Here is a 14,990-nt window from a genome sequence, read left to right on the forward strand (position 1 = left end):
CACCTCCTTATTATTTAACAAAACCAATTTCTTTCAGAGGCCAAAAAACAATATTTGTATTTCCAATAACTTCATCAATAGCAACAAGTCCAATATGTCGACTGTCTTTACTAAATCTTCGGTTATCTCCCATTACAAAAATATAACCTTCAGGGATTTCATTGAGTTGTGCAGGAGTCTCTTCTAAAGTGAAATCATCTGTAAGAGTTCCTTCACTAATTTGACTTTTGTACTGTTCTAAATATGGTTCTGGCAATACTTTTCCATTGATAAGTAATTGGTCATTATTGAACTCTACATGATCACCAGGGAGCCCTATTACACGCTTTATGTAATTTTTTTGTTCTGGTGCATGAAATACTACTATATCAAAGCGGTCTGGTTCTCCAACCATATAGCCGATTTTGTTAACAACCATTCGATCCCCATTTTTTAAAGTGGGCATCATTGATTCTCCATCTACTACGATTGGTGTAAATAAAAAGAAGCGAATTATTGCTGCTAGCCCAAAAGCAATTAATAGAGCTTTTGACCACTCCCATAATTCATTCTTTTCTTTTTTTACTTGTTCCATCCATTTGCCCCCTTTGGTTATTGTCTTTATTGTACAAGGAAAACTCTTTTCAAGCAAAAACTATTGTCCACTTTTCTCGTTGTTTGTGTTTTTCGTAAAATAAAAAATCCTTTTAATGAATCTATTATGTGCACTTAATATAAATTCCATTAATTTAAAATGTTTTAGATATATAGTCAAAATAAGAAAAACAGGGTAAAAGATGCCTGTTCCTTTAAAAACCAAAAACTAGGTATGCCGTTGATTTTCACTCCGTGCGGACGCTTACCTTGCTCTTACGCAAGCTCATCCCAAAAGCTTTTCACTATGCTCAGCCCAGAGTCTTCAGCTCATGTACAGTCGTTTCGCTATCGGTACAGAAAAATTTGGCTAATCCGGCAGGAGTCACCGCCCTGCGATCCAATCAACAATAGCCACTTAATATAGGGAAAGTTGAATAGAATATCACAAAAATAAATAGTCTTTCTCTAGCTTCATCGTATAAATTATATTTTGCTTTCTTCATCTATCATTGGATAACATTTATAATTTAAAAAGGATAAGTAATTTTAGATAATCATAAAAGTTTGGCCAATCTTTTTATCTTAGCGAGCCTTTTTTCAAAAGACTGAAGCAACTCATACAGGTTAGGCGCTGGAGTCTGGACGGAGAATCACTTGTAGAAAGTTATCCACATACCAAAGATTTTATTGTTTCCTATAGCATAAAAAAATGTCGTAGCAAAAGTGGAAACACTTTCGCTACGACATTTGCTTTTACTATTAACGACGCTCTTTAATACGAGCTGCTTTACCACGTAGGTCACGTAAGTAGTACAATTTAGCACGACGAACTTTACCACGACGGATAACTTCTAAGTTTGCAATTTTTGGTGTGTGTACAGGGAATGTACGTTCAACACCAACACCGGATGAAATTTTACGAACTGTGAAAGTTTCGCTAATTCCGCCACCACGACGTTTAATTACAACTCCTTCGTACATTTGGATACGTTCGCGAGTTCCCTCAACAACCTTAACGTGAACACGAACTGTGTCACCAGGACGGAAAGTAGGAAGGTCTGAACGTAATTGTTCTTTAGTGATTTCTGAAATAATGTTTTGCATCATTTTCTCTCCTTCTGTAGAATGCTCTTACACACAGTTGCTGTTGCAGCGGAACACCCAAAATCAGTACTTTTCATAAAAGTACATAGTAAAATATAACACAACTAATGAGTGGTTGCAATAATTATTATGAATTTACTATCCTAAATAATTTCATAAAAGCATATTACATGGACGCATACCGCGGGCACGACTTGAGTCTGTAGTCTCTCACAAAAAGCTATGATATGCGTATACATACGTGTTTTAAAATTGAAAAATAATAATGAAATTGACTTACTCTTTTATTTCTTTTAACAAACGTTCCTCATCCGAAGTTAATACGATCTGCTCCAATAAATCTGGTCTGCGCGTAATTGTTCTTTTTAAAGACTGCTCTTTGCGCCATTTCTCAATTGCAGCATGGTTTCCAGACATTAATACTTCTGGAACTTTAAAACCTCGAAATTCAACTGGACGAGTATAATGAGGATGCTCCAGCAGGCCTGTAGAAAAAGAATCTTTTTCATGCGATTCTGCATTACCTAATACATTAGGTAATAATCTGACAACACTATCCACAACCGTCATAGCTGCTAGTTCTCCACCTGTTAAAACAAAATCTCCAATGGAAATTTCATCCGTCACTAAATGCTCTCGAATTCGTTCATCATAGCCCTCATAATGACCACAAATAAAAACAAGTTCTTCTTCCTGTGCAAGTTCCTCCGCTTTTTTCTGCGTAAATCGCTCTCCCTGAGGACATAACAGAATAATACGTCTTGTTGCACCCTGACTCGGTGGAAGAGCTTCAACGGCACTAAAAATAGGCTCTGGCTTTAATACCATACCTGCACCTCCACCGTAAGGGTAGTCATCTACCTGATGATGTTTATTACCTGCGTAATCTCGAAAATTCACAACATTTATACCTACTTCATTCTTCTCTTGCGCCTTTTTCAAAATGGATGAGTTAAATACACCCGAAAACATTTCAGGAAAAAGAGACAGAATGTGAATATTCATCATGATAACAAACCATCCAATACTTCAATTGTAATTTTCTTGTTTTCAATATCAACAGATTTCACTACGTCCTCGATATATGGAATATAGTGATCTTTTTTGCCTTTTTCCGGTCGTACTGTCCAAACGTCATTAGCACCTGTTTGAATAATTTCTGTTATCGTTCCAATCATTTCACCTTCAGTAGAAACTACTGTACAACCTATTATTTCGTGAAAATAGAATTCATTTTCTTCTAAATCGGAAAGATTTTTTTCAGAAACCTTTAAAATTGCATTTCGAAATGCTTCTACATCCTTCAGCAAGGAGTATCCCTCAAAGGTTAATAAATCAAAGTTCTTATGCTGACGATGACTTGCTACTTTAACCATTACTGGTTTAGAACCATCCGCTTTATGTAAAGCTAGCTCACTTCCAACCTCGTAGCGTTCGTCTGCAAAGTCTGTAGTGGAGATTACACGAACCTCTCCCCAAATACCATGTGTATTTACAATTTTTCCTACATTAAACCATTCCAATAAGATTACCTCCTATTCTAGATACGCTATTGAATTCCTCTTCGGGCGGACGCTCCCCCCCGCGGTGGCCAACATGATGTTGGTCACGAAGGCGTTGCCACAGGAGGTGGCGCACTTAGCCTTCGTTCCTTTGACTCCACCTATTTCTGCATCGCTAAGCTAGCTTCGAAACATGAAAGGGCGTTGTAACGGAAATCACAGAATTATTCATCCTAACAAGTCCCTTAAACAAGTCTGGAGCTATTCAAATACTAAGTATAATATTTTCTGTTCTATCAAAAAAGGAAGAACAAATTGTTCTTCCTTTAATCTAATATGTCGACATATGTTTTTTTCTTTTGGTGACTGCCTGCTGCTGAGTAAACAATTGTACGAATTGCTTTCGCGACACGCCCTTGTTTGCCAATTACTTTTCCCATATCTTCAGGATGAACAGAAAGTTTATAAACTATACGGTTTACACTCTCCTCTTTTTCAACCCTAACATTTTCTGGATAATCAACTATCGGTTTAACGATTGCTTCGATCAGCTGCTTCACATTGTCCCCTCCGATTATTTGCCGAGTTTTGCGTTATGGAATTTTTCCATAATTCCTTGTTCTGAGAACAAGTTACGTACTGTATCAGATGGTTTTGCACCGTCTTGAAGCCATTTTAACGCTAATTCTTCGTTAATTTTAACTTCAGCTGGTTTAGTAAGTGGGTTATAAGTACCTACTGTTTCAATTTGACGACCATCACGTGGTGAGCGAGCGTCTGCTACTACAATACGATAGAAAGGAGCTTTTTTTGCTCCGATACGTTTTAAACGAATTTTAACTGCCATTTTCATTGCACCTCCGAATAGTTTCACACAAGATAATATATTATCAAGCTTTTATTTGTTTGTAAAGTATTTTTTCTTAACACCTTATATTTTTTAGTGAATAATTACTTAAACAATGAATCGAGACCAGGCATTTTCATCTTTTTCTTGCCTTTTTGTTGCATATTGGTCATTTGTTTCATCATTTTTTTCATGTCTTCGAATTGTTTTAGTAATCTGTTTATATCTTGAATAGATGTACCTGAACCTTTAGCAATTCTCTTTTTTCTTGGTCCATTTATAATATCAGGAGTTGTTTTTTCTTGCGTAGTCATGGAATAAATGATGGCTTCTACACGATCCATCTGTTTTTCATCAACCTTTGCATTTTCCAACCCTTTGATTTTACCTGCACCTGGAAGCATCTTTAGAATTTCGTCTAATGGACCCATTTGTTTCACTTGGCCGATTTGCTCTAAGAAATCATCGAATGTAAAACTCTGCGTGCGGAATTTTTCTTCTAATTCCTTCGCACGTTCTTCATCAACATTTGACTGGGCTTTTTCGATCAGTGACATCATATCGCCCATACCTAAAATTCGAGAAGCCATTCGTTCCGGGTGGAAAGGCTCCAACGCATCCATTTTTTCTCCCATCCCGACAAATTTAATCGGTTTTTGAGTAACGGAGCGAATAGATAGTGCAGCACCACCGCGTGTATCTCCATCTAACTTCGTTAATACGACGCCAGTAATGCCTATAGCCTCATTAAAATTATTCGCTACATTGACTGCATCCTGACCAGTCATTGCATCTACAACTAAAAACACCTCATCAGGCTCTTTAATCGCACGAATATCCTTTAACTCCTGCATAAGTGTTTCATCAATATGAAGACGTCCTGCAGTATCTATTATAACTACATCATGATGTTCTTCCTTTGCTTGCTCCATCGCCTGTTTGACAATTTCAACAGGTGAAATTTCTGTTCCTAATGCAAACACAGGTAAAGAAAGCTGTTTCCCTATAGTTTGCAACTGTTGAACAGCTGCAGGTCTATAGATATCTGCAGCAACTAATAATGGCTTTTTATTATATTTTTTACGCAGAATATTAGCCAATTTCCCAGTTGTTGTTGTTTTACCTGCACCTTGCAAACCGACCATCATAATAACCGTAGGGGGCCTAGTAGAGAACGAAATTTGGCTTTGTTCTCCACCCATTAACTCGGTCAATTCATCTTTTACGATTTTAACGACCTGTTGACCAGGTGTTAAACTCTTCATCACGTCTTGCCCAACAGCACGATCCGATACATTTTTGACGAATTCTTTTACTACTTTTAAGTTAACGTCTGCTTCTAGAAGTGCATATCGAACTTCTCTCATCATTTCTTTTACATCGGCTTCAGAAACTTTACCTTTACCTTTGATTTTCTGAAGTGTACCTTGGAGTCGCTCAGCTAATCCTTCAAATGCCATGCTCGCTCTCCTCCTAATCCCATTCTTTTAATTGATTAATGAGTTGAATCAGTTCTTTTTCAGCTGTTTGATCTTTCACAAGTGACAGCAGTTGCTCCACCGTTTCTTTTCTATGTTGAAATTTAGAAAATAGACTAAGCTTTTCCTCATATTCTTCTAACATAGCCTCAGTTCGCCGTATATTATCATAAACAGCCTGCCTAGAAATAGTATATTCCTCTGCAATTTCTCCAAGAGATAAATCATCTAAATAATAAAGTTGCATATAGCTTCTTTGCTTATCTGTCAATAAAGCCTGGTAAAAATCGAAGAGAAAATTCATGCGAGTTGTTTTTTCAATCATTCCCATCTCTCCTTACCATTTCACTTATCATATTATATTTTAGTAATAGACTAGATATCTGTCAAGTAAAATTACTTGTCTAACTCTTCCTCATCTTCTAAATGCAATCCTTCTGCAAACAGTCCGTATACATACTTCTCAGCATCAAAGGGTTGCAAATCATCCATCTGTTCACCTAGACCAACAAATTTGACTGGAATATGCAATTTATTTCGTATCGCAAGCACAATACCACCTTTTGCAGTACCATCTAGCTTAGTTAATACAATTCCGGTCACATTTGTTACTTCTTTAAAAGTTTGTGCTTGCACAAGTGCATTTTGACCAGTAGTTGCATCAAGAGCAAGTAGCACTTCATGTGGAGCATCTGGAATTTCACGAGAAATTACCCGGTGTATTTTTTCAAGCTCGTTCATCAAGTTCACTTTGTTTTGCAATCTCCCTGCAGTATCACAGATTAACACATCTACACCACGAGATTTCGCTGCTCTTACAGCATCATACATAACAGCTGCTGGATCAGAGCCTTCAGATTGTTTAATCACTTCGACTCCTACTCTATCTCCCCAAACCTGAAGCTGATCAATTGCCCCAGCGCGGAAAGTATCCCCTGCTGCAAGCATAACATTTTTGCCTTCTCCTTTTAAACGATGAGCAAGCTTGCCAATTGTCGTCGTTTTACCAACACCATTAACACCGACAAATAATATAACAGACAATCCACTTTCTTCTAACTGAAGCTCTGTAATATCGTCCTCTCCAGCATTATAAATGTCTACCAATTTCTCTGAGATAACCGATTGAATCCCCGAAGTATCTTTAATATTTTTACGTTGCACTTCAAAGCGTAAAGAATCCATCAATTCTGTAACAGTTTCAAAGCCTACATCTGCTTGAAGTAAAATTTCCTCCAGTTCTTCAAAAAAGTCCTCGTCTACTTTACGATATTTAGCCACTAAATCATTTACCTTTGAAGTAAACTGGTTCCTTGTTTTAGAAAGACCTTCTTTAAACTTGTTAGTAATCGAAACTGTTTCTTCCGCTTCTGGTGTAGCCCCTAACATTTTCTCTTTGAATTTTTTAAAAAAGCTCATATATAAAACTCCTTTTAAGTTACTAATTCCTCTTCTAATTTAACTGAAACTAATTTAGAAATACCAGACTCCTGCATCGTAATACCGTATAGGACGTCTGCACCTTCCATTGTTCCCTTACGATGTGTGATAACGATAAACTGGGTATCATCGCTGAATTTTTTCAAATAATCACTATAACGAGTTACATTAGCCTCATCTAGTGCAGCTTCCACTTCATCCAAAATACAAAATGGAACTGGACGTGTCCGTAAAATAGAAAATAGTAACGCAATGGCCGTAAGTGCACGTTCCCCTCCCGATAATAAAGAAAGGTTTTGTAATTTTTTCCCTGGAGGCTGAGCCAGAATATCGATACCTGTCTCTAGTAACGAGGTAGGATCCGTTAGTACTAAATCTGCTTGACCACCACCAAATAATTCCCGGAACACAACTTTAAAATGTCTTTGAATTTCATTGAACGTTGTTTCGAAACGAATGGTCATCTCTTCATCCATTTCTTTAATAACCTCATGTAATGTTTCTTGAGCTGATAATAGGTCTTCTCTTTGTTCAGTCAAGAAAGAATGTCGTTCATTTACTTGTTCAAATTCTTGAATTGAACTCAAGTTTATCGGACCTAGTTCTTCAATAGAGCGTTTCAATAGCCTCACTTTTTTCCGAGCTAAATCCTCGTCCATCTCAAATGGATAATCCTGTTCTGCTTCTTCTAATGTCAATTCGTATGTTTCTTCTAAATGGTGATATAACGTTTTCATTTCTACTTCTAATTTACTTTGCTTTATCTCTAATGTACGTTCTTCTGTAACCTGTATATTCGCTTGTTGTTGCAAATCTTTCAATGCAATTTCTGCTTGTAAAATTGTTTGTGCAAGGTCCGTTCGCTTCGTTTTACCTGATTGAATTTGGACAACCAAATGCTCTTTTGTCCTTTTATGCTGTCCTATAAGTTTCAATAACTCCTCAGGAGATGTTCCATTCTGATCATCATTTTCATACCAGGCGATTTCCTTTTTAATGGTTTCCACTTTTTGTATACTCATCACACTAGATTGATCCAAAAGAACATTTTCCTTTTCTAACTGTGAAATTTGTTCATTGATCACAGCGATAAGAGATAGCAATTCACCCAATTCGTTTTGGAATTTATCTTTTTGCTGTAGAGATTGTTGTTTCAATAGTTGCAATTCGTCAATCGTTTTCTGAATAGAAGTCAGTGATTCGTTAATTTCTAAACTCCTAGAAGCAGTTTGCTCCTTTTTTCGAACTAAGTCTTCATGAAGGTGGTTTTTTTCTGTTTTTTCCTCATCGAATTCCAACAACTGACTCGTTAATCTAGAAATTATGGCAGCACATTCTCTGGATTCTGAGAGTAATTTGTGTTCCGATTCTCTTAATTGCTCCCCAATGAGTCTAGTTTCTTCTAAATCTTTTTTCATTTGTTGCACTTCTAGTTTTCTTTTTGATACAGAAACCTCAGCTTCTAATACTGACTTTTCGAGTTCTATCAGTTTTACATTCAGCTGTTCTAGCTCTGCTTTACGAGTAAATAAAGAAGATTGCTGTTTAACAGAGCCTCCTGTTAAAGATCCTCCAGCATTTACTACATCACCATCTAAAGTAACAAAACGGTATTTGTATTGTAGACGAGCAGCCATTTCGTTGGCTCCTTTTAAATCCTTGGCAATAATAATATTACCGAGTAGATTTTCTACAATAATTTGATATCCATCCAAATAATTCACAAGTTTGTCCGCTGTATTCACAAAAGAAGGATGTTCTTTAATAGAATTCAGAGTGTATTCGTTCACTTTTCTGGATTTCATAACCTGTAAAGGCAGGAATGTTGCTCTACCAACTCTTTTTTTCTTTAACCAATCTATTGCAATTCTTGCATCCTGGCTGCTATCTGTAATGATATGTTGTGATTGGGGGCCAATAGCAGTATCGATTGCGGCCATATACAATTCTGGTATTTGAATCAATTCCGCAACTGCTCCATGTATTCCTCTTAGTTCCTTTTTGTCTCTTGCAATTAGAACTTCTTTAACTCCTTGGAAAAAACCTGAAAACTCGGATTCTAACTCTTTCAGAGAATCTCTTCTTGCCTGCATCTGATGTTTCATTTGATAGGCTTTTTGAAGCATTGTTTGTTGTTCCTCGAATGAGCCTTCGAGTCGTTCGGAAACTTCACGCTTGGATTTATAATCCGCAAGCTTTTGCTGTAGCTCCTTTTGACAATTTGTCAATAATGGATCTAGTTCATTTTTGCGAATCGTTAGTTTCTCTAATTCGTCTTTGATTTCCTGATAGTCCGCAATCATTTTCTCAGAAGAAACTAATTCAAAGTGAAGTTGCTGCTCCATATGCTTCATCTCATTTTTCATCGTTGCTTCTTCATTTAATAAATCGATATATGTACTTTTCAAATCTTCAATTTCCTCTTCCACTTCGGAGGCGGACTTACTTAATACATGATCGATTTGGACTTTCTTTGCACGAAGCTCTTTTAGCTGAGCTAATTTTTCTGATTTTGCTTTGCTATTAGTATTCAATTGTACTTCTAATGTTTGGACTTTAAGTTGTTCCTCTTCCAGCGCTTTTTTAAGTTGTGATATTTGCTGACTAGCATTTTGCTGTTTCTCTGCCAACAACAGCTTTCGACCCTCTAAACGTTCTAACTCAGAGCTTGACTCCACTAATTCACTTTGCTCTGTATCTAACTTTTCATCAATGCCAGACATCACTTTTCTATGCTGCTGAATATTTCTTTCCAATTCATCAATTTGTGATTGTAGTGATAGCTTTATTTGTTTAAGTTCTTCTAGTTTTGTTTGTAACTCTAGATTTTCTTGAACAAAATGCCTTAAATCATGAGCGATAACAGCAATTTCAATATCTTTAAGCTCTGCAGACATCATTAAATAATCAGACGCCAAAGAAGACTGGATTTGCAAAGGCTCCATTCGGTCATCCAATTCATGCAAAATATCTAACACACGGTTTAAGTTATCGTCTGTTTCAATCAATTTAAATTCAGCTTTCTTTTTACGTTGCTTATACTTTAGAACACCAGCAGTTTCCTCAAAAATCGAACGACGATCTTCTGGTCGACTATTTAATATTTCATCGACTCGTCCTTGAGAAATAATAGAAAAAGCTTCTTTCCCAAGCCCTGAATCCATAAATAGGTCAGTAATATCCTTTAATCTGCATGTTTGCTTATTTAACAAATATTCACTGTCTCCAGAGCGAAATACTCTTCTAGTCACACTAATTTCCGCAAAATCAAGAGCAACACGCTGATCTGCGTTATCTAATATCAAAGTCACTTCCGCAAAGTTCAAAGCTTTTCTAGAATCACTTCCCGCAAAAATGACATCTTCCATTTTTGCACCTCGAAGGGATTTAGCAGACTGCTCTCCTAACACCCATCTAATTGCGTCTGTAACATTACTTTTTCCACTACCATTTGGTCCTACTACTGCAGTTACTCCAGGAACAAAATCAATTCCTATACGGTCTGCAAATGACTTAAATCCAACAATTTCTAATCTTTTAAGGAACAATGATTATTCCTCCTGTTCTGAATCCCTTAATGCGAGTATAGCAAGTCTTGCAGCTTGTTGTTCTGCCTCTTTTTTTGAACGACCATTTCCGATACCCAGTTCTTTAGTGTTTAAAATAACCCGAGAAACAAAAGTTCGATTATGAGCCGGACCTTTTTCCTCTACAATTTCATAGCTTAATGTACCATTATTTTGTTGTTGAATAATTTCTTGTAATTGACTTTTATAATCCATCACATGCGAAAAAGCACCGAGTTCGATTTTAGGGAAAACAATTTTTTCTAAAAATTCTATAACTGGTTCTAATCCCTGATCTAAATATAATGCACCGATAAATGCTTCAAAAACGTCTGCTAGAAGCGCTGGTCTTTCACGACCACCTGTCTGTTCTTCCCCTTTTCCTAACAATACATATTTACCGAAGTTTAACTCATTTGCAAATAATACAAGTGATGGCTCACAAACGATTGCAGCTCTAAGTTTAGTTAACTCTCCTTCACTCATACCTGTATATTGTTGAAACAAATATTGAGAAACTGACAATTCCAATACAGCGTCCCCAAGGAATTCTAGACGTTCGTTATCGGTAAAAAATTTCCGTCGATGCTCATTCACATAAGATGAATGGGTAAAGGCTTGATACAATAATGCTGGGTTATGAAACCTAATCTGGAAATGGTCCTGAAACTGTTCAAATTGGTTTTTAACAGTTTCTGAAAAAACGGTTTTACGTGTACTATTTTTTTTATGATTTACTTTCATGAATTATCTGCCTTTCTCACTTATCATATGTCCCTCTAAGTTTACCCGTTTCTATACTAATGTGCAAAAAGAAATAGAGACGTTCTGTACTATTCACATGGAATAAGTAGAACGTCTCTGCTAAAATTTAACCTTGTTTGCTTTCAATATACTTAACTGCACTACCTACAGTTGAAATTTGCTCAGCATCTTCATCTGAAATTTCCATATCGAATTCGTCTTCTAATTCCATTACTAATTCTACCACATCTAGAGAATCTGCACCTAAATCCTCACGAAAAGATGCTTCTAATTTTACTTCGCTCTCATCTACTCCTAGACGATCTACGATTACTTTAGTTACGCGTTCTAAAACAGTTGACACATTAGTCACCTCCCCTCAATGATTATACAAAAAACTACTTTCTAATGAAAGAATTATTGTAATTTATACATAAAACTGTTGAATTCAGTTCTGCAAGTGAAATCAGTCTTAAAAAATATCGGTTAAAAATACTCCTGGTACTTAAAGAACAGAAACGTAGATATGGCGTTGACTTCCGCTCTGAGCGGACGCTTTCCGTGGGCACGGCTTCAATCTCCTCGTCACTACGAAAACATATGCTCCTGCGGTTACTCGTCGCAAAGACATTGGCCAAACAAAGTTCGGCCAACGTCTTTCCTGCGGGGCTTTCAGCTCGGGCTGTTCCCACCGGAGTCGCCGCTCTGCGCTACAATAAACTAGATCCACTCTTTATATAATCGTACACCTAATTCAAGAGACGATTTTATCCGACTAGGAACTTTGAATATGCTTATCATCTAAGCGAGAGGCTATGCTCAATCTATAAGTGGAGTACTACTCACTTAATTGATTGTAGTGAAATGTGGCAACTCCAGCGGGATAAGCGAGAAGGTCTAGACCCCGCAGGAAGCGTAGCGAACGAGGAGGCTCAGCCTCGCCTGCGGAAAGCGTCCACATGTAACGGAAATCAGTAGTATCTTTATTCTTAAAAGTTCTGTAAAACTCAGTGTTCATGCTATATTTTTATTTACTTAAGATTAAAACCTTACATGTACATTCCGCCATTTACATGAAGTGTCTGGCCTGTAATATAATTTGCGTCATCCGAAGCCAAAAATGCGACAGCCTTTGCTATGTCCTCTGGATTTCCAAACTTTGCAAGAGGAATTTGACTAAGCATTTGGTTCTTAATATCCTCTGGCAGAGCATCTGTCATATCTGTTGTGATAAATCCTGGAGCAACTGAGTTCACAGTTATATTGCGACTAGCTAATTCTTTAGCGGATGATTTAGTTAACCCTATAACCCCTGCTTTTGCAGCAACATAATTGGCTTGACCCGCATTCCCAGATACGCCGACAATGGAGGTAATATTAATAATGCGACCCGCACGTTGTTTCATCATTTGTCGTGTAACAGCTTTTGTACAAAGGAAAACACCTTTTAAATTTGTATTGAGCACGTCATCCCATTCTTGCTCCTTCATACGCATCAAAAGATTATCTCTTGTAATACCTGCATTATTTACTAAAATATCTACCGAACCGAATTGTTCTAAAGTTGAGCTTATTAGATTTTGAACATCATCTGCTTGGTCAACATTCGCTTGAATCGCAAATGCCTCTCCACCAGCTGCCTTAATTTCTTCTACAACTGCTTCTGCTCTATCTTTACTACCACTGTAGTTTACGGCAACTTTTGCTCCTTCTTTTGCTAGAAATAGAGCAATATCTTTCCCAATTCCTCGAGATGCACCGGTTACAATTGCAGATTTCCCGTCCAATTTACCCATTTTGCCCAACTCCTAACTCTGTAATTACTTGCTGTAACGTCTCTTCATCATACACACTATAAGTTGTAACAGAACGATCGATTTTTTTTACTAAGCCGCTTAATACCTTTCCAGGACCACATTCCACAAATATAGTCGTTCCTAGCTCTATCATTTGTCGAATCGATTCTTCCCAACGCACAGGTGAATACAATTGTTCTACTAGTAAGTTTTTAATATGGCTAGCTTCTGTAACCGGTTCAGCAGTTACATTTGAAATGACAGGTATAGAAGCTTGCTGTAGTTCTATCGCTGAAATAGCAGCATCTAATTGCTGAGCAGCAGGTCTCATTAATTCGGAATGGAATGGTCCGCTAACCACTAAAGGAATCGCTCTTTTAGCACCAGCTTCCTTTGCTTTACTAGAAGCCTCTTCTACCCCAGCAGCGGTTCCTGAAATAACAATTTGCCCTGGGCAATTTAAGTTAGCTATTTGAACAGTCTCACCATTTTCCGAAACAGTAGCTGTCACAGCTTCCAATTCGTCTTTACCTAATCCAAGTATTGCAGCCATTGCCCCTTCTCCAGCAGGCACTGCTTCGTTCATATACAACCCTCGTTGATAGACCAATAAAACTGCCTCTTCAAAGCTTAAAACATCGGAAGCAACAAGGGCAGAATATTCGCCTAAGCTATGACCTGCTGTAAAATGGGGAATGATTCCAGCATTCTTTAATTTGTAGGCAACCATTGTACTCGTAGTAAGCAACGCTGGCTGCGCATTATAAGTTTTAGTCAGTTCTTCCGCAGGTCCATTCATCATTAGTTCACTAAGAGAAAATCCTAATACTTCATTTGCCTGCTCATAAAATCTACGGCAATCCACATTATTTTCTACTAATTGTTGTCCCATTCCTACCGATTGAGATCCTTGTCCAGGAAAGATAAACGCAATTTTAGTCATTGGATGATTCCTTTCGTAATGTAGTTGAAATGATATCTGCAACATTATGCTCTACCATTGTTCGAGCCTGTCTAATTGCATGATAGATTGCACGACCGTTTGACGACCCATGTGCTTTAATAACAGGAGCCTTCAGTCCAAATAATCCTGCCCCACCATACTCGGAGTAGTCTAGTGTATTTTTTAACCCTTTAAGCTCGCTTTTTACTAATAGTGCTGAAATTTTCGTTTTAGCGGAAGTATTAAAAGCTTGCTTCAATAAGGTAAATATACCAGAAGCCGTACCTTCAATTGTTTTGAGTACCATATTACCAGTAAAACCATCTGTAACAACAACGTCTGCTACTGCAGTAAGTAAATCTCTAGATTCCACATTTCCTATGAAATTAATCGGTGCCTCTTTTAAGAGTGTAAAGGCCGCTTTGGTTAGTTCGTTTCCTTTAATATCTTCCGTTCCGATGTTCAAAAGCCCAACACGGGGATTCGAAATGCCTCGGACTTTTTCAGCATACACGCTACCCATTACCGCAAACTGCTCTAAGTGCTCTGGTTTTGCATCGGCATTAGCTCCTAAATCCAACATAACAAACCCTTTACCATCAAGCGTAGGTAACGTCGGTGCTAGAGCAGGACGATCTACTTGGTCGATACGACCAACTATAAATAGTCCCGCAGCCATTAAAGCACCAGTATTCCCTGCCGACACACACGCATCAGAATTTCCACTTTTCACAGATTCTGCCATTTTAACTAGGGAAGAGTTTTTCTTTCTTCTAATTGCACGAACGGGCTCATCCGTTCCTTCAATTACTTCATCTGTATGTATAATCGTTAAACGTTCATGTTGTTTAATCAAAGGAGCAAGCTTTTCCTCATCACCGAATAGTTGAATTTCTATATCCGTGAATGATTCTAAAGCTTCGTAGACTCCTTTTACAATTTCATGTGGGGCATTGTCTCCACCCATTGCATCTATTGAAATTTTCATTATTAA

15 protein-coding genes are annotated in these 14,990 nt (G+C 37.5%); all 15 read right to left on the reverse strand.

Annotated features, from left to right (window positions below; genetic code table 11):
• Positions 1 to 10 precede the first annotated feature (10 nt).
• Positions 11 to 574: a signal peptidase I gene (gene lepB, locus ACIQX2_RS00835; protein WP_402845981.1), complete on the reverse strand. Its 564-nt coding sequence runs from the start codon at positions 572 to 574 to the stop codon at positions 11 to 13.
• A gap of 761 nt (positions 575 to 1,335) precedes the next feature.
• On the reverse strand, positions 1,336 to 1,680 hold the full coding sequence (gene rplS, locus ACIQX2_RS00840) for a 50S ribosomal protein L19 (RefSeq protein WP_090562635.1): 345 nt from the start codon (positions 1,678 to 1,680) through the stop codon (positions 1,336 to 1,338).
• Positions 1,681 to 1,956: 276 nt separating this feature from the next.
• The gene (trmD, locus tag ACIQX2_RS00845) at positions 1,957 to 2,685 is read right to left on the reverse strand and encodes a tRNA (guanosine(37)-N1)-methyltransferase TrmD (RefSeq protein ID WP_402847466.1); all 729 of its coding nucleotides are present in this window, start codon (positions 2,683 to 2,685) and stop codon (positions 1,957 to 1,959) included.
• Positions 2,685 to 3,203 carry a ribosome maturation factor RimM gene (gene rimM / locus ACIQX2_RS00850; RefSeq protein WP_402845983.1) on the reverse strand — a complete coding sequence of 173 codons (519 nt, stop codon included), beginning with the start codon at positions 3,201 to 3,203 and terminating at the stop codon, positions 2,685 to 2,687. Before rimM ends, trmD begins: the two co-directional genes overlap by 1 nt.
• A gap of 305 nt (positions 3,204 to 3,508) precedes the next feature.
• On the reverse strand, positions 3,509 to 3,742 hold the full coding sequence (locus tag ACIQX2_RS00855) for a KH domain-containing protein (RefSeq protein ID WP_402845984.1): 234 nt from the start codon (positions 3,740 to 3,742) through the stop codon (positions 3,509 to 3,511).
• Positions 3,743 to 3,756: 14 nt separating this feature from the next.
• Complete coding sequence (gene rpsP, locus ACIQX2_RS00860; protein ID WP_093060059.1) at positions 3,757 to 4,029, reverse strand: 30S ribosomal protein S16; 273 nt, start codon at positions 4,027 to 4,029, stop codon at positions 3,757 to 3,759.
• 104 nt (positions 4,030 to 4,133) lie between these two features.
• Positions 4,134 to 5,489 (reverse strand): signal recognition particle protein, encoded by a 1,356-nt coding sequence (gene ffh / locus ACIQX2_RS00865; RefSeq protein ID WP_402845987.1) that lies wholly within the window; start codon positions 5,487 to 5,489, stop codon positions 4,134 to 4,136.
• 13 nt (positions 5,490 to 5,502) lie between these two features.
• Positions 5,503 to 5,832, reverse strand: a complete 330-nt coding sequence (locus ACIQX2_RS00870; RefSeq protein WP_402845989.1) for a putative DNA-binding protein — start codon at positions 5,830 to 5,832, stop codon at positions 5,503 to 5,505.
• Between the two features lie 71 nt (positions 5,833 to 5,903).
• Complete coding sequence (gene ftsY / locus ACIQX2_RS00875; RefSeq protein ID WP_402845991.1) at positions 5,904 to 6,926, reverse strand: signal recognition particle-docking protein FtsY; 1,023 nt, start codon at positions 6,924 to 6,926, stop codon at positions 5,904 to 5,906.
• A gap of 14 nt (positions 6,927 to 6,940) precedes the next feature.
• Complete coding sequence (gene smc / locus ACIQX2_RS00880) at positions 6,941 to 10,495, reverse strand: chromosome segregation protein SMC (RefSeq protein WP_402845993.1); 3,555 nt, start codon at positions 10,493 to 10,495, stop codon at positions 6,941 to 6,943.
• Between the two features lie 3 nt (positions 10,496 to 10,498).
• On the reverse strand, positions 10,499 to 11,257 hold the full coding sequence (gene rnc / locus ACIQX2_RS00885; RefSeq protein WP_402845994.1) for a ribonuclease III: 759 nt from the start codon (positions 11,255 to 11,257) through the stop codon (positions 10,499 to 10,501).
• A 127-nt stretch (positions 11,258 to 11,384) separates the two neighbouring features.
• Complete coding sequence (acpP, locus tag ACIQX2_RS00890; RefSeq protein WP_090562659.1) at positions 11,385 to 11,621, reverse strand: acyl carrier protein; 237 nt, start codon at positions 11,619 to 11,621, stop codon at positions 11,385 to 11,387.
• 685 nt (positions 11,622 to 12,306) lie between these two features.
• On the reverse strand, positions 12,307 to 13,053 hold the full coding sequence (gene fabG / locus ACIQX2_RS00895) for a 3-oxoacyl-[acyl-carrier-protein] reductase (RefSeq protein ID WP_402845996.1): 747 nt from the start codon (positions 13,051 to 13,053) through the stop codon (positions 12,307 to 12,309).
• Entirely contained in the window at positions 13,046 to 13,996 is a 951-nt protein-coding gene (fabD, locus tag ACIQX2_RS00900; RefSeq protein WP_402845998.1) for an ACP S-malonyltransferase, read from the reverse strand. Before fabD ends, fabG begins: the two co-directional genes overlap by 8 nt.
• Positions 13,989 to 14,984: a phosphate acyltransferase PlsX gene (gene plsX, locus ACIQX2_RS00905; RefSeq protein ID WP_402846000.1), complete on the reverse strand. Its 996-nt coding sequence runs from the start codon at positions 14,982 to 14,984 to the stop codon at positions 13,989 to 13,991. The genes fabD and plsX overlap by 8 nt, the downstream gene beginning before the upstream one ends.
• Positions 14,985 to 14,990 lie beyond the last annotated feature (6 nt).

Origin of the sequence: Psychrobacillus sp. NPDC096623, assembly GCF_044762655.1 — a bacterium.
Lineage (GTDB): Bacteria > Bacillota > Bacilli > Bacillales_A > Planococcaceae > Psychrobacillus.